Raw genomic sequence first — 15130 nt, forward strand, 5'->3', positions numbered from 1 at the left:
TTCATCCCCTCAACCCTGGAGAAAGCACGATGAAAAAAGCACTTGTTTCGATTGCGATGGGCTGCGCCCTCGCGTTCTCGGCCGCGTCGCATGCGGCCGGCGAGATGGGCAACATGGACATGGGCGGCGGCGCGAAGCAGGGCGCCGAAGCGGCGAGCGGCATGTCGCACGGCGAAATCCGCAAGGTCGACACGGCTGCGGCCAGGCTGACGATCAAGCACGGCCCGCTCGAAAACCTCGGGATGGACGCGATGACGATGGTGTTCAAGGTGAAGGACCCGGCGATGCTGTCGCAGGTGAAGGCGGGCGACAGGATCGATTTCGTCGCGGAAGACGTGAACGGAGCGCTGACCGTCACGAAGCTGCAGAAGCAGTGACGAGACGAGCCCCGACATGAAGACATTCACCCTCAAGCACTTCGCCGGACTGGCCGCGACCGGCGCCCTGGCGTTCGCGCCGGTTGCAGCGCTGGCGCACGGCAAGCTGGAGAGCGCGGTGCCCGCATCGGGCAGCACGGTCGATGCCGCGCCCGACGTGTTGCGCCTTGCCTTCAACGAAGACCTCGAACCGACCTTCAGTTCGGTCAAGGTATCCGACGCAGGCGGCGCCGCCGTCACGAAGGAGAAGGCCAAGGTCGACGCGTCCGCGCCGCGCGTGATGACCGTCGCGATGCCGAAGCTCGGGCCCGGCGCGTACACGGTGCAGTGGGCCGCGATGACGGCCGATGCGCACAAGACCAAAGGCACCTACGTGTTCAGGGTGAAGTGATGAACGACGGGTTCCTCGGCATCTTGAGGCTGGTCGCGGTCGCCGTGCAGAACGTCGGCTTCGCCGTCGTCGTCGGTGCGCTGCTCGGCAGCCGCTGGCTCGCGCGCGGCGCATCCGACTGGCAGGCGGGCATGGCTCGGCGTCTGGTCGCGACGCTGCGCATCGCGTCCGTCGTATCGCTGGTCGCGAGCATCGTCGCGTTCTGGGCGCACTGCGCGCTGATGAGCGAGTCGACGCTGTTCGAAGCAGGGCCGGCCGTGTGCGCGATGCTCGCGGGCACGGGGTTCGGTCATGCGTGGCTGGCCGGCGCCGGCTTCACGCTTTGCATCGTCGTGCTGTCGTTTCTGCCGTCACGAAGCGACGCGCGTGTTCCGTTCGCGATGTGGATTGCGCTGGCGGGTGTCGCGCTCGCGCGCAGCAACGCCGGGCATCCGGTGGACGCAGGGCTGTTCAGCGTGCCGGTGTGGATCGACTGGCTGCATCTGCTGGCGATCAGCGCGTGGGTCGGGCTCGTGCTGGTGACGACGTATGCGGTGATGCCGTCCCTGATTCGCGCTCCGGGAAGTGAATACCGGAACGGCGCATCGTTCGTGCAATCGCTCTCCGATGCATCGACGTGGGCGCTGATCGTCCTGTTCAGTACGGGCGCATACAACGGATGGCGCGGAGTCAGTACGCCTTCGAACCTGCTGGCGTCCGCTTATGGGCAGGTGCTGCTGCTGAAGCTCGCGCTGGTGCTGATCGCCGCGGCGCTCGGCGGACACAACCGCTTCTTCGGGATGCCGAAGCTGTTGGCCGCGCTGAAGCATCCTGCCGCGGCATCGCCGGCGGGCCCGCTGCGCCGTTTCGGCGCGGTGCTCAAGGTCGAGTCGCTCGTGCTGGCCGGCGTGCTGCTGGTCGCGGCCGTGCTCGTCTCGAGTGCGCTGCCGGGCACGGGGTAGGCCGACCGGTTGCGGTATCCGTCCACGCGGGTGGTTCGTCCGTGACGCTGCGGCTTTGGCATGCGGCGACCATCCTTTGCAGGCCCGGCCGTGTGGCCGGGCTCTTTTTCGGCTCTTCGTGGATGTCGCTTGCCGGCCCGGAGCGGTCTGTGCGGATGTGTCGTCTCTTCAGTACCCTTGCGCTGGATAGGCGAATGGTTGAAGTCCACGCATGGCCGGATCGACGCGTACGCCAGTTTCAAGCTCTGCCAGATAGCGTCGAACCTTGCTCAGCGGATGGTCGGGAAACTGGGCGCCGAATTTCTGATCATCGGCCTGGTTGCGCATGAACGCGGCGCGATGGCTCGAGTCGTAGGGATCCTGAGTCCATCCGATCAACTCACCCGTTGCTTCGTCAATCTCCGGTGGCCCCATCAGAACCATGACGGCCGCTTCGCGCATACCGGTGACGCCCTGCTCGGCGCTTTGTACCTTGATGACGTAAGAGCGGTCGGCAAAGGGCAGCGTGTAGGCGCCGACAAAGGCGAAACCGCGTATCTGGTTCATTCGCGCCTTGAACAGCGTGCGCACGGCGCTCAAGGTGGTCAGTTGTGCCAGCTCCGTCTCGACCAAGGCGAGACCGTTGGCCTCCGATGTGCGACGGTAAAACGCGCGCAGCGCGTCGACGTCGTCGATGGGCGCTTTTATATCGGGCGTGGCCATGAAGAAGTTGATCGTGAGGACATCACCCGCTGCGTTGCCGAAAAAGGCGATGCGCTCATCTTCCTGCTGCAAGACCCATTGGGCCGGAAGTTCAAACTGCTCGCTCAGTTTGGGGCCGACTGCGGCCTGTGGCACCGGGGCGGCAGACGGCTCATGCTTCTTGCGTCCCAACAGCGCATTAACCAGAGATCGGAACGTCATGCTGCTGCTCCCAAACAATGCTTCGAGTTAGAAACCGTCCGTGGGGCGACGACGCGTACAGAGCCAGGTTCGCAGCGAATGTGGTCCGTAACCCCGTCATTGGTTTCGTTGGTGGTGCTACCTGGCATGTGTGTCGGTAACCGGTTCATCCGCGAAGGCCTTTAGTGAAAGACGATTGCGCCATGGTTCGCACACATCTCAAAGGCCTTCATCCAGTCAACATAAGACTCGTAAAAGTAGGCGTCGGCCACGTGTGCCGCCTGATCGCGGTACTGGACAAAATCCTGGTAGACCTTTCTGCAGACATCCGGACCAATCGTGCCTTCTGCGTCGGAGAAATCGATCAACTCCCAAAACGGCCCGTGGTCGAGTTTCCATGCCGTCTCGTCGTATCTCAATTCGACCACGTCATTCCGGACGGACGTGCTTGGCTGATAGCCTGCGAGCTTTGCCAGTTTGTTTCGCCATGCGTTGTAGCCGGAATAGGAGCCGGCCCTGAAGTCGAAAGACGATTCGAACTGATACACCTTCCCGCTTTCGAGCCCGCGAAAACGTTCAGGGAAATCGCCGGATTCGAGAATGACTTGATTCTCTCGTTGAGGCATGCCGTCAGATGACAGGACAGGCGATTCGACAATCTTCAATCCACTGTATGCCGTGATATCCAGTCCGGCGTGTGCCACCGAGGCGAACAGAAAGAGAATCAGGGAAAGGAGGGCTTGTTTCATGACTCTATCTATATATGCAGGATCAGGCGTATGTGCTCCGAAGTATTATCGGCACGGCAGGTAGATTCCTGAGCGGTAGCGGCCCAATTCGCCCATCGAGCGTCCGGCTCAAGCCCTCAGTTCAGCCAGAATCTGCCCGGCGAGAAAATCACAGGGCGGTCGACCGGACCGGGCACTGCGGGCAAGGACGACTTCGAGTTCGTCCAGCGGCGGCAACCCTTCGTTCTGCGATAGCTGAACGAGGTGCCCCGGCACGCCGCATTTTGCGAGGGGCGCTATCGCGAGCCCTGCTTCGACCATGCTGATCAGGCCCATCAGGCTCGGGCTTTCGTAGGACATCCGGTATTTGATGTTCGCCCGCTGAAGCGCGCTGATGGCATGGGCGCGCGCCGTACTGCCATGCGCAAAAACGGCGATCGGAAGCGGGCGCTCCTTCCACACCTTTCTTGCGGGCGATCCGGCCCACACCATTGGCTCGAACCGGAGGAATTCGCCCGCAACGCCCTTCGCTTTCGTGATGCAGGCGAGGTCCAGCGTGTTGTCCTTGAGCAATGGCACGAGCGCGTGGCTAGGCAGGCCGATTACCCGAATTTCGACACGCGGATGCGCCACCGCGAACTTTCCCAGAACCTGCGGCAGCAGCGACGAAATGTAGTCGTCGGGCACGCCGATCGTCACGCGGCCCTTCACTTCGGGGCGAACGACCGACGCCCACGCTTCATCCCGCATCGCAAGCATGCGACGGCCATAGTCCAAAAGCGTCATGCCTTCCGGGGTAATCGTTACGTTACGGGTGCTTCGCACGAAAAGCGGCTTGCCGAGCGCGTCTTCGAGCGCCTTGATCTGCATGCTCACCGCCGAAGGCGACCGGTGCACGGACTCCGCACCTCGAGCAAACGACCCCGTATCGGCAATCGCCACGAGCATCTCGAGCACGTCCAGGTCGAGCTTTTTCATCGTATTCAGAAAAACTGATCAATCGATTCAGTTTAATTCGTTTTACTGGAGTTTGCATCGAACCGATACTGCGATCGTTGAACACTTCGGGAGCACGGCAATGTACGGTTCCGCATCGATGTACGGATTTCTGACGGTTGCCGGAATGATTGCCGTGACGCCGGGCCCGAACATGGTCTACGTGATGTCGCGCTCGATCGCACAGGGCCGCACGGCGGGGCTCATTTCGCTCGGCGGCGTGATGATCGGGTACCTGTTCTACATGTTTGGCGCAGCGTTCGGCATCACGGCATTTTTCTTGAGCGTGCCTTATGCAGGCAGTGTGTTGGGTGCGGTGGGCGCCGTGTATCTGTTCTATCTGGCATGGCAGGCCGTCAGGCCAGGCGGCCGTTCCCCGCTGGAAGTTCGCGATCTGCCCCGGGAACAGCCGCGCCGGCTGTTCGCGATGGGCGCCGCGACGAGCCTGTTGAATCCCAAGCTCGCGATGATCTTTCTGTCACTCCTGCCGCAATTCATCAACGATCATGACGGCAGCGTTCTCAGGCAGTCGCTCGTGCTCGGTTCGTCGTTGATCTTCGCGTTCGCATCGGTCAATGGCTTCGTGGCGGTCTGCTCCGGCGCCCTGGCGACGTTCCTCGCCAGTCGCCCGGGACTCCTGCTGGCTCAACGCTGGAGCATGGGCGTGATGCTGCTTGCGCTTGGCGCACACATGACCACGGACGCGTTGAAGGCGGGAGGCATCGGTTGAATTCGGTGGCGGATGAAAGCGGCGTGACCGAAAGGTCATGCATGCGTCACGGGCCATTCAGGGGCCGCTCTCCAGAATGCAAGCCATTGGAGTCGCCTGTCGCGATTCCGGGTTTCGAACCGGAGAGATCACATGAACATTCGAATTGTCGTCGCCATGATTGTTGCCGCGACCGCTGCCACGTCCGCCTTCGCGGATGGCGGTCACGATTACCCCGGCGCATACGTGGCGAGCAGCGCGTCGAGCACCCGCGGCGCCGCTGCCGTTGCGCCGGCCAGCCCGTCCGGGAATTCGGCTCCGTCCGGAATGACGCGCGAGCAAGTCCGTCAGGAGCTGATTCGCGCGTATCACGATGGCCTGCTGCCGACCAGCAACCACGACTATCCGCCGGGCCCTGAAACCATTGCGCGGAACAAGGAACTCCACAGCCTGCGCGAACCGGTGTGGGCGGCACAACATTGATGCGCCAGAGTTCGCGGTTCGCGACGGTGACGGATGCGTGGAGTATGCGTCTTCCGCGCGCACATCGGCGGGCCTGCCCGGCAAAGGAGCGAGCCCGACCGAGCGCGTGCGGAAAGCGCGGCCGGCTCTGCGTCAGAGCGCTTGCGCCGCCCGCTGCACCGCCGCGTAGCGATCGGTCCTCATCCGGTCCAGCTTCGCCGCCACCGCATCGAGTAGCTCGGGTGCCGCGCGCTCGGGGCGCCCGCAATCGAACGGCGGCGCCGGTGCATACTCGACGCAAAGCTGCACCGACTGTGCGTGCTCCGCGCCGGCAATCTCCGCCACTACCGTCAGCGCCATGTCGATGCCGGCCGTCACCCCGCCGCCGGTGATCACGTTGCCGTCGCGCACCACGCGCGCTTCATCGACGATCGCGCCGAACGGCGGCAGCAGGTCGCGCCATGACCAGTGACAAGCCGCCCGCTTGCCGCGCAACAGCCCCGCCGCCCCAAGCAGCACCGATCCCGTGCATACCGACGTCACATAGCGCGCGCCCTGCGCGAGCCGGCGCAGCTCGCGCAAGTATTCGGCGTCGCCCAGCGCGTCGACGACGCTCAAGCCGCCCGGCACGCACACGAGATCCGCATGCGGGATGTCGGCCAGCCGCTTGACGTTCGCGATCGTGAGGCCGCCGTCGGCGACGATCGTCCCGCCGCGGGACGAAGCCATCACGCATTGCGCGCCGGGCAGTTGCAGGAACACCTCGTAAGGGCCGGCGAAATCGAGTTGCGTCACATTGTCGAACAGCGCGAAAACGACGACGTAGGGTGCGGCAGTCATGTCGTGAATCTCCTTCTGGTGGATTGACACCCCACAGCGTCGCGCCTTATCGTTTTGGCAGCAATGTCGCTGATCCTGCTTTTTCTGCCATGCCTCACCGCATCGCCGTGCTCGTCTTTCCCGACTTCCAGCTGCTCGACGCGGCCGGGCCCGTGGCCGCGTTCGAAGTCGCCAGCTACTATCGCGACGGCTACTACACGATGCGCACCATCGCCGCGCAAGCCGGCCTCGTGCGCAGCTCGTCGGGCGTGAGCTGGGCAGCCGAAGGACTGCCTCCGGCAAGCGCGGTCGACACGCTGCTCATCGCCGGCGGCGACGGCGTGGACGCGCTGATCGCCGACGCGCGCCTGCATCGCTTCGTGCAGCGCTGCGCAAAGCGCGGCGCGCGCGTGACGAGCGTCTGCACGGGCAGCCTGCTGCTGGCCGCGTCCGGCGTGCTGGACAACCGGCGCGCCACCACACACTGGTCCCGCAGCGATCAATTCGCCCGCGCGTTCCCGCAGGTGCATCTGGAGCCCGACCATATCTACGTGAACGACGGCCCGTTCTGGACCAGCGCGGGCATCAGCGCCGGCATCGACCTTGCGCTCGCGCTGATCGGCGAGGATCTGGGGGAGCGTGTCGCGCGCGCGGTGGCGCGGCAGTTGGTCGTCTATTACCGGCGCCCCGGCGGACAGTCTCAGTTCTCCGCGCTAATCGAGATGGACTGCGCGCGCGGCCGCTTCAAGCCGCTGCTCGATCACGTGCGCCGCAACCTCGGCGCGCGTCATCGCGTCGGCGATATGGCCGAGCGCGCGTGCATGAGTCCGCGCCATTTCGCGCGGGCGTTCCAGGAAGAAACCGGTCTCACGCCTGCGAAGGCGGTGGAAAAACTGCGCGTGGAAGCGGCGCGCGCCGCGCTCGAAAGCGGGGCGTCGTCGCTGCAGCGCGTGGCGAACGAATGCGGTTTCGGCGACGCCGAGAACATGCGCCGCAGCTTCCTGCGGCTGCTGGGCGTCCCGCCGTCGCTGCTGCGCGCGCGCTGACGCGACGCATCACGGATGCCACGTCAGCTTCGCATCGATGGGCGTTTCCGTGACGAGTCTGAAACCGAGGTGCTCGTAGAGGCGCCGCGCCGGATTGCCCTGAAGAACGCTCAGCGAGACGGGTACGCCCGCGCGTGTCGCCTCAGCCAATACGTCGCGCAGTACCGCGCTGCCGATGCCTTTGCCCTGGTGTGCGGGCAATACCTGGATTTGATGGAGGTGCCACTCATCCGGCGTGCGGCTCAACTTGAGAAGCCCGATGCTTTCGGTGCCGTCGCAGATGATCTTCGCGTCCTCGAAGTTCGCGCGGATGCGGCCGTAGTGCGTGTCGTCGTCGGTGGGGACGCCGGAGCGTTGCAGATGCGCCGTCATCGTGAGCTTGCGCAGTCTCAGGAGGAACGGGACGTCAGCCGGCGTTGCCGCGCGTAGCGTGATGGGTGGGGTCATGTGCTTCTACCGGTGGAAAGTAGCGTTCGTCACGTGAGTGGCGGAATCCCGCAAATAGAAGAATCATTCTATATGCCGAGGAATTTTGCTTCGCTTTTTGTATGCGGGTCCGGCGATTCTGATTTAAATTGATTCCCCGCTTGCGGCCATCGGGTTCGATGAATAGCCATATCGCAACGCGCATTTCATCTCTTGCGCATGCGGATCGGCGCCCGTTGGTCATCTCCGGATATGCCATGCTTCGTTCACCGCGCTCTTCCCCGCGAAAGACCTGCCAAGGCTGCTCATGAATGACAAACCGGCTCTCACCGCCGATGCGCCGCTGGAAAGCGCCGCATCGGCTTTTCGCGCGATGGCGCTGGCGTGCCTGGTCGTGTTCATGGCGCAAATGGCGACGACGGTGTACCTGCCGTCGCTGCCTGTCGTCATGCGCGAGTTGAAGATGACGCAAGGCGGCGCCGAGTTCTCCATCTCCGCCTATGTGATCGGCGCCGCGCTGCCGGTGCCGTTCTGGGGCGCGGCCGCGGAACGCTGGGGCAGGCGCGCGCCTTTGCTGATCTCCTTGCTGCTGTTCGCAGCCAGCAGCCTGCTGCTCGCCAGCTGCACGGTCGCACCGGCGCTGCTCGTGCTGCGCGCCATCCAGGGCATCGGCGGTGGCGGCGCGGCGATCATCGCCCGGATCATCGTCCGCGACAACTGGCGCGGCGACGAACTGGCGCGACGCCTCTCCGTGTTGTCGATCGCGTTCATCACGGCCCTGGGCGGTGGCCAGTTCATCGGCGGGCTGATCGGCCGGTACAGTCACTGGCAAACGGGTTTCGTGCTGATGGCCGTCGTCGCCGCGCTGGCGATCGGCATCTCGTATTCGCTGCCTTTGAAGGCGGGACGCCGCGCCGCCGTCATGTCGGGCATGGCCGGCACATACCGGGCCGTGCTGCGGCGCCCGGGCTTCCTGTGGCCGGCTTGCGCGGGTGGGCTGGGGTTCGCGACGACCGTCACCTTGCAGGAGGTGAGCCCGTTCGTGTTCCAGGCGCATTTCAAGCTGGCCGTGACGAGCTTCGGCAGTATCGGCCTGCTGCTCGGCATGGCCTATTTCAGCGGGGCGATGCTGGTCAACCGTCTCGTGAGACGGCTTGGCGGCGTGCGATTGATGCATGCCGGCGCGACGCTGCTGGCGCTTGCGACCACGTTGATGCTGGTGTCGTGGCTGAGCGGCCTGCTGATCCATGTCACCGGCCTGTGGATCTTCATCGCGCTGTATTGCCTGGCGATCTTCGGCCAGGCGGTGCTGTTTCCAAACAGCATGGCGACTGCCGTCGGCGACGCGCATGAACATGGCGCGCATGCGATGGCCTTGTGCGGTTTCCTGCAGCAAGGACTGGCGGGCATCGCCGCGACGGCCGCGCTGCTGCAGCACCATGGCGGCACGTGGACGCTCGCCGTATTCGTGCTGGGGGCGCTGACCTTGCTTCAGGTGAAGTTGAAAGTCAGAGGCAGGTAGCTTCGATGCGCGGGAGTCGATGACCGGAAGCCGGGCGCATCAGGAATCTCTGCTTCTTCGATTACGACTTTTCCACGACCCCTCCCCAAAACGCGCGAATTGCCGCGACGCCATACGCGCCGGCGTCGCGGGCTTCGGCCAACGTATCGGCGGACATTCCGCCCAACGCATAGATCGGAATCGAGGTCAGTGCCGCGAGTTCGCGAAAACGCGGCCAGCCAAGCGGTTCGGCAGTGGTATGCGTTGCAGTCGGTAGAACAGGCGAGAGGGTCAATAGGTCGACCCCTATCCGATTTGCATGCTGTATCTGGTTGGCGTCGTGACATGCAGCGGAAACCAGGAATCCTGCGGGCAACGGTCTGCTCGAGCACGCCATCAGGCGAGTGCTGGTGAGATGTACGCCGTCTGCGTGCAGCGTCTCTGCCACTTCAGGCGGCGCGTTCAGCAGCAGCCGCGCATCGTGGCGCCGGCAACACGTCAACGCTTGCTCGGCCAGCCACGCATACTGCGCAGCAGTCACGGTTTTGGCGCGGAGCTGAACCAGGCGGATGCCCGCCTTCAACGCGCGTTCGAGATCCACGAGAAAACCGCCTAACGGTTTGTCGGCCGGGGGTTCCGGCGTGACCAGACAGGTCGACGGCAACTTGGTTGAATGCTGCATCGGGCTTGGTGACAGGCGAGGGATAACAAGGGATGGGCGGTATCGTTGTCGGAGATCAGTCGGATACGCGGAAACGCATCCGGCCTCGTTGCGTCGAAGCCAGACTGTACGCAACGGGCGCGGCAAGCAGTCCCGTGACCAGAATATAGATTGCGGGTGCCGTCACCAGATGCGTGACTTCGATCAGGTAAGCGCACACGACGGGCGCAGTCCCGCCGAAAATCGCAGTGGCAAAGGAGTAAGTGCTGGCCATGCCGACATCCCCCCAGCTCTCCTTGAACAAGTCTGCGAGAACGACAAAAATGACGCCGACGATGCAGCCGGCCATGATTGCCAAAGCGGCTTGCGCAAGCAATTGCAAAACAGGATCGCCCGTCTGCAACACGCGGAACAGCGGATAGCTGCCGAGGACCAGCGAGACGATCCCGGCCAGGACGAGATTGGCCGCGCTTGTGACGCGAGCGCCATAGCCTGCGCCGATCGTCGACGCAGAGAAGACGATCAAGGTGACGACATTCGAAAAATGCGCGTCGAAGCTGGATGCGCCGAGATAGCTGTGCAAATAATTCGGCATCCACACGAGCAACGCATAGATGACGATTTCCATGAACGCAACCAGGATGAACGCCTGCGCCAGCGGCAACGCCGGCTTCCGGCGCGAAGTGCGGCGCTCCTGCGCGCTCAAGCCCTTGCTGACCGACGACCTGAGCGAGTAGATCGCGAGCGACAATGGAATGCAGAGCAAAAACGGCCAGCGCCATGATTCGGACCAGTGCCCCGCGGTCGACCCGTCCGTGAGCGGGCGCAACGCGCTGGCAAGATACGGCAAGCCGAACGTGGTGCCTGACGCCAACAGCATGCCGATGAATCCGCTGACCACAACGAACGCGCAATAAGGTCCGCGATTCCGGTCATTCGCGTTGAGCGACACGAAATATCCGCTTAACGGCATTTCGCCGCCGGCGCAAAAGCCTTGCAGCACTTTCAACGTCAGCAGCAGGATGGTCGCAAGGTAGCCGGCCGCCTGATAAGTCGGCAGGAATGCGATCAGGGACGCCGGCGTTGCCATGCCCAGCATGCTGAACTTGAGCGCCGTGCCGGTGCCGTATCGATTGCCCAAGGCGCCGAAAAACAGGCTGCCGAAAGGGCGTGCCAGGTAGCTGCTTGCGAACACCGAAAAACTCAGCGCCAGCGCCAGTTTGTCACTTGCGGGCGGAAAGAATAGACGGCCGATTTCCAATGCCATGAAGGCAGTGAGTGAAAATTCATACCATTCAAAAAGGTTGGCCGTGAGCGCTATTTTCAGGATTGGGTCAAATCTTGATCGCATGAAACGCTTTCCTTCATGAGCGACAGGACGTAGGGAAGGTTTCCGTCTATGACCTTGTTGCGCAACGCGGCGCAATGGCACTCTACCGTTCTGTCCGAAATGCGGAGGAATCGGGAGATTTCCTTGGTGCTGAGCCGCTCCGATCTCAAAAGAAAAACGCGGACCTGTGCATCCGTCAAGGGCGTGATGAAATACTGGTGGACCTTGAAATAGGTGAGCGTTCGTTCGATCGACGATGTCGTGTTGTAAAACTTCCTGTTCAGCAGATAGACATTAATCGGCGGGAGGGTTCGCGTAATGTCGTGCCGATAGGTGACGATGCCAAGTATGTTTTTGCGCGTTCCCAGCACCGGGAATTTGACCATTTCCTCGACCTGCGCCTCGCCGCAAGCGTCGAGAAACTGGTGTCTGCCGATCACGTGGGATTTCTTTTCGCGCGCGGATAAATCCAGGCGCTCGATCGACTTTGCGTACTGTGTTCCCCAGTCGGGTTGATTGAATCTGATGTCCTGTATCGTCAGCCCCAGGAGATCCTTTGGATTTTTTATTCCAAACTGAAGCGAGTTGTGCAGGTTATTTACGATGTATCTGCCGGTGTCCGCTTCCTTCAGGCTTGCCGAAGTCGGAAAGTTTTCGATGAGGCTGGCAACTGCGCTGTCGCATTTCATGGCGTAGCCCGGTGAGGTGCAAGGGGCGCATTGTGAACAAATTTAATGAAAATTACCCGAATAGTTTCGGGGAATTGTCGTCCACACTCCGATCTAGCATGCGCACGCGGGTACTGTATCAGTAATTTTCGCGGATGTCTTACTGGTGCCGTCTGTGGAAAATCAATCGAGCCTTGCCGGGATGGTGGATTTTTGATCGGGATTTTAAGAGGCAATTTAACTATGTTGTCGTTGGCGTTATTTTGATTTTTTGAAACTTTGGGGTCTTTGGGGTTTGTTTTGTAAACAATCGGCAGGAATCGGCGGCACGCAGGAATGCGAGACGAGATGACGCCCGTTCGGGAGCGCCGACGTCAACTCGCCGTCGGCTATTGGCGATCCGCTTAGGCCGCTTTTGGCGTATCGGGACACGACGCAAGTCCCCAATTTTGTGTCCCGCCTGCGTTTCTTGAATTGGCTCGATGCAGGCGGCCTTGCGATCGCCGCGGATCCGGCGATCGCTTTTTCTTCCACCTGCTCCGCGGCGGGAATCGAGCCACTATCCGTGTTCACGACCCGGTGAGCGGGGCGCGACGGCCGTCGTGCGGCTGGGCTTCTTATGGCCACGTTCCGATTCGGCGATAATGTAAGGACATACGGTGGGGTAATGTCAAACGCATCGCGGATGAGCGCCGGCAGCAGATCATTACGAGCGTATTCCTCGTGGGCATTGCGCCGGGGAACGCCGTTCGAACGGCCGATGCCTTTGGCGGTGCGTTTTTCAGAGCCCCAATCGACAGTAAAAATCAAGAACCATTCCGAGCCGGTACATGAGTGACACCGTAATCGCCTTTCAGCCCACCTTGGAGGACCTCGTCCTCGCTTACCGCCTGAATCTTTGGCGCAGATATAACTGGAAATATCTGCTCAAGACATTCGCGATCACGTTGGCCGTGTATGTCCTTTTTTCGCTCGGTGTTGCCTGGATAGCAAACCGAACCCTGCCGGAACTGCGCGTTGTCTGGTGGATCGTCGGAATTGCGGCGTTGGTTACGATCGGCTGGCCCTTGCTTGCCAATCTGTTGCTGCCGCGCGCCGCCCGCAAGGTCTACGTCCAGCAAAAAAATCTCCACCAGCCTTACACGGTCACCTGCCGCAGCGATTGCCTCGTCGTCGAAACCCCGACCTCCCGCGAAGAAATCCGCTACGCGGATCTTGTCCATTGGAGCGAGGATCGCCACGTGATCCTGTACTACCAGTCGGTGCTGATGCTCCGCTTCATACCGAAACGCCTGCTTACCGAATCGCAAGTGGGGTTTCTGCGCCAAACTCTGGCTCGAAACGGCGTTCGGAAAGTCTAGCAAGCTGATGAAGCGGGGATGGTGCAATCGAGTTTCGCGGGCACATCGAGAAGTCTTGGGTGCGCTGCGAGCTGGCACCGGCCGGGCAGGCGACCTTTAGTCAGGCGCTTGCCTTATTCGTCGAAGTCAATCTTCCCTTCTCGTTGATCCGCCGCGAAACCTGGGATGATTGGCGCTTAAGCGGAACAAGGCCAAATTCAGGATTCGGGTATCGGGCGATTGAAGCTGCCATAGCTGCCTTTGCCTCGGTACCCATTACATGGTCAATTCCCCCGTCGAGGCTGAATTTCTGGCCTCGACGTTTGGCATTACTTGAAGAGGAAACGATGCTTACACTCCTAAAAGGCGGACGGATCGTCGACGTCAACCACCACGAAGACGACCAGCCGTACGACGTTCTGATCGAGGATGGCATCATCCGGGAAGTCGCGGCACACATCGAGGTCCGGTCGGATGCGAATGTGCTCGACATCAGAGGCAAGACGTTGATGCCGGGGCTGATTGATTGCCACGTCCACGTCATGGCCAGCATGGCCAACCTGGGAGCAAACGCGAAGTTGCCCAATGCCTTTGCATTGTTCCGCGCGGTGCCGATTCTTCGCGGGATGCTGGAGCGCGGCTTTACGAGCGTTCGCGATGCAGGCGGTGCCGACTATGCACTGGCACAGGCCGTAGAGGCCGGGCTCGCAGAAGGTCCTCGCCTATTCACCTCGGGCAAGGCGCTCTCCCAGACCGGCGGGCACGCAGACTATCGTGTCAGGCTTGACCACAGCGCCGACCACTGCCCTTGCTCGCAGTACTACGGTGCGATTGGTCGCATCGTGGATGGCGTGGATGACATTCGCCGCGCCATTCGACAGGAAATCCGTCAGGGCGCGACGCAAATCAAGATCATGGCGTCCGGCGGTGTCTCGTCTCCGACGGACCCGATCGGCAATCTGCAGTTCTCGGAGGACGAAATCCGGGCCGCCGTTGCCGAGGCGCGCCAGCATCAGACGTACGTCATGGCGCACGCTTACACGGCTCAAGCAATCAAGCGCGCTGTCGAGCTCGGCGTTCGCACGGTTGAGCACGGCAACCTCGTCGACGACGATGCGGCCCGTGCGATGGCTGAGCGAGGCGCCTTCATCGTGCCGACACTGATTACGTACGAGGCCTGTAGAACGGATGGCGCTGAAGCGGGTTATCCGGCGGATTCGCTGGTGAAGAATGTCGCCGTGCTGCAGAAGGGGCTGGATTCACTGGAGATTTACAAGCGCCACAAGGTCAAGATGGCCTATGGTTCCGACTTGCTGGGAACGATGCATCAACGCCAAAGCGAGGAACTCCTGCTGCGCACGCGAGCGTTTTCAAACTTCGAGGTGATTTGTCAGGCGACGTCGATCGCAGCCGAGGTCTTGAACAAGACCGGCGAACTCGGCGTGGTGGCGCCGGAAGCCACCGCCGATTTGCTGGTGGTCAACGGAGACCCGCTGCAGAACATCGGTCTGCTGGGGGAGCAAGGGCGTCACCTGGATGTCATCATGAAGCAAGGCGAATTCTTCAAGAACAGTCTCGCTGCCTGACTGACTACACAATTGCGCCGCGGGTCTGCCTCGGCAAGACCCGGTGGGTCGTCGGGCGGAAGCGTTTACGTGTAAATGCTTCCAATCCGGATTGCCAACTGTTCGCCAACAATGAAAGCATTCCGTAGGACGCTTCTCGCCGTGGCGAAGTCGGCGGAATTCTTGCTGGGCGCGGCTTCGCGCTACGTGAAGCGGAAACTACTCGACCCGGTTGGCTATGCAAACGGAACTGGACATGATTGCCGCTACACCGGCCGACGCGCCAGC

At 61.9% G+C, this 15130-nt stretch carries 18 protein-coding genes; 9 read left to right on the forward strand and 9 right to left on the reverse strand.

The window, feature by feature from the left end:
* The first annotated feature begins 29 nt into the window (after positions 1-29).
* The 3 genes from WT26_RS21890 to WT26_RS21900 are packed head-to-tail and all read left to right on the forward strand — an operon-like array spanning position 30 to position 1709.
* Entirely contained in the window at positions 30-377 is a 348-nt protein-coding gene (locus WT26_RS21890; RefSeq protein WP_069273937.1) for a copper-binding protein, read from the forward strand.
* A gap of 16 nt (positions 378-393) precedes the next feature.
* Positions 394-768, forward strand: a complete 375-nt coding sequence (locus WT26_RS21895) for a copper resistance CopC family protein (RefSeq protein WP_069273938.1) — start codon at positions 394-396, stop codon at positions 766-768.
* Positions 768-1709, forward strand: a complete 942-nt coding sequence (locus WT26_RS21900) for a copper resistance D family protein (RefSeq protein WP_069273939.1) — start codon at positions 768-770, stop codon at positions 1707-1709. The genes WT26_RS21895 and WT26_RS21900 overlap by 1 nt, the downstream gene beginning before the upstream one ends.
* Before the next feature lie 168 nt (positions 1710-1877).
* Here WT26_RS21900 and WT26_RS21905 read toward each other — a convergent pair whose 3' ends face one another.
* The 3 genes from WT26_RS21905 to WT26_RS21915 form a co-directional block, all read right to left on the reverse strand.
* Positions 1878-2612: a hypothetical protein gene (locus WT26_RS21905; RefSeq protein WP_069270841.1), complete on the reverse strand. Its 735-nt coding sequence runs from the start codon at positions 2610-2612 to the stop codon at positions 1878-1880.
* A gap of 161 nt (positions 2613-2773) precedes the next feature.
* Positions 2774-3340, reverse strand: coding sequence for a hypothetical protein (locus WT26_RS21910; RefSeq protein WP_069270842.1), 567 nt, complete (start codon positions 3338-3340; stop codon positions 2774-2776).
* Positions 3341-3448: 108 nt separating this feature from the next.
* Entirely contained in the window at positions 3449-4297 is an 849-nt protein-coding gene (locus WT26_RS21915) for a LysR substrate-binding domain-containing protein (protein WP_069273940.1), read from the reverse strand.
* A 100-nt stretch (positions 4298-4397) separates the two neighbouring features.
* Between WT26_RS21915 and WT26_RS21920 the strand changes: the two genes are divergently transcribed.
* Together WT26_RS21920 and WT26_RS21925 are read left to right on the forward strand one after the other, a co-directional pair.
* The gene (locus WT26_RS21920) at positions 4398-5045 is read left to right on the forward strand and encodes a LysE family translocator (protein ID WP_069273941.1); all 648 of its coding nucleotides are present in this window, start codon (positions 4398-4400) and stop codon (positions 5043-5045) included.
* A 132-nt stretch (positions 5046-5177) separates the two neighbouring features.
* Positions 5178-5507, forward strand: a complete 330-nt coding sequence (locus tag WT26_RS21925; protein ID WP_063896609.1) for a DUF4148 domain-containing protein — start codon at positions 5178-5180, stop codon at positions 5505-5507.
* Positions 5508-5639: 132 nt separating this feature from the next.
* On the opposite strand, the gene WT26_RS21930 is transcribed toward WT26_RS21925, so the two are convergent.
* Entirely contained in the window at positions 5640-6326 is a 687-nt protein-coding gene (locus WT26_RS21930) for a DJ-1/PfpI family protein (protein WP_059486788.1), read from the reverse strand.
* An 89-nt stretch (positions 6327-6415) separates the two neighbouring features.
* Between WT26_RS21930 and WT26_RS21935 the strand changes: the two genes are divergently transcribed.
* Positions 6416-7351, forward strand: a complete 936-nt coding sequence (locus WT26_RS21935; protein WP_069270844.1) for a GlxA family transcriptional regulator — start codon at positions 6416-6418, stop codon at positions 7349-7351.
* A gap of 9 nt (positions 7352-7360) precedes the next feature.
* Here WT26_RS21935 and WT26_RS21940 read toward each other — a convergent pair whose 3' ends face one another.
* On the reverse strand, positions 7361-7798 hold the full coding sequence (locus WT26_RS21940) for a GNAT family N-acetyltransferase (RefSeq protein WP_069270845.1): 438 nt from the start codon (positions 7796-7798) through the stop codon (positions 7361-7363).
* Positions 7799-8084: 286 nt separating this feature from the next.
* Between WT26_RS21940 and WT26_RS21945 the strand changes: the two genes are divergently transcribed.
* Entirely contained in the window at positions 8085-9299 is a 1215-nt protein-coding gene (locus WT26_RS21945) for an MFS transporter (protein WP_069273942.1), read from the forward strand.
* 61 nt (positions 9300-9360) lie between these two features.
* On the opposite strand, the gene WT26_RS21950 is transcribed toward WT26_RS21945, so the two are convergent.
* The 4 genes from WT26_RS21950 to WT26_RS37475 form a co-directional block, all read right to left on the reverse strand.
* Positions 9361-9960 (reverse strand): thiamine phosphate synthase, encoded by a 600-nt coding sequence (locus WT26_RS21950; protein WP_069270846.1) that lies wholly within the window; start codon positions 9958-9960, stop codon positions 9361-9363.
* A gap of 55 nt (positions 9961-10015) precedes the next feature.
* Positions 10016-11290, reverse strand: coding sequence for an MFS transporter (locus WT26_RS21955; protein ID WP_059592952.1), 1275 nt, complete (start codon positions 11288-11290; stop codon positions 10016-10018).
* Entirely contained in the window at positions 11263-11958 is a 696-nt protein-coding gene (locus WT26_RS21960; protein ID WP_069270847.1) for a helix-turn-helix transcriptional regulator, read from the reverse strand. The genes WT26_RS21955 and WT26_RS21960 overlap by 28 nt, the downstream gene beginning before the upstream one ends.
* 237 nt (positions 11959-12195) lie before the next feature.
* Positions 12196-12747, reverse strand: a complete 552-nt coding sequence (locus tag WT26_RS37475) for a hypothetical protein (protein ID WP_155123164.1) — start codon at positions 12745-12747, stop codon at positions 12196-12198.
* A 20-nt stretch (positions 12748-12767) separates the two neighbouring features.
* On the opposite strand from WT26_RS37475, the gene WT26_RS21965 reads away from it, so the two are divergent.
* Positions 12768-13298 carry a YcxB family protein gene (locus tag WT26_RS21965; protein WP_069273943.1) on the forward strand — a complete coding sequence of 177 codons (531 nt, stop codon included), beginning with the start codon at positions 12768-12770 and terminating at the stop codon, positions 13296-13298.
* Positions 13299-13624: 326 nt separating this feature from the next.
* Complete coding sequence (locus WT26_RS21970; RefSeq protein WP_069271811.1) at positions 13625-14863, forward strand: metal-dependent hydrolase family protein; 1239 nt, start codon at positions 13625-13627, stop codon at positions 14861-14863.
* Positions 14864-15130: the final 267 nt, after the last annotated feature.

The sequence above is a fragment of the Burkholderia cepacia genome (assembly GCF_001718835.1).
In the GTDB taxonomy this organism is placed as follows: domain Bacteria; phylum Pseudomonadota; class Gammaproteobacteria; order Burkholderiales; family Burkholderiaceae; genus Burkholderia; species Burkholderia cepacia_F.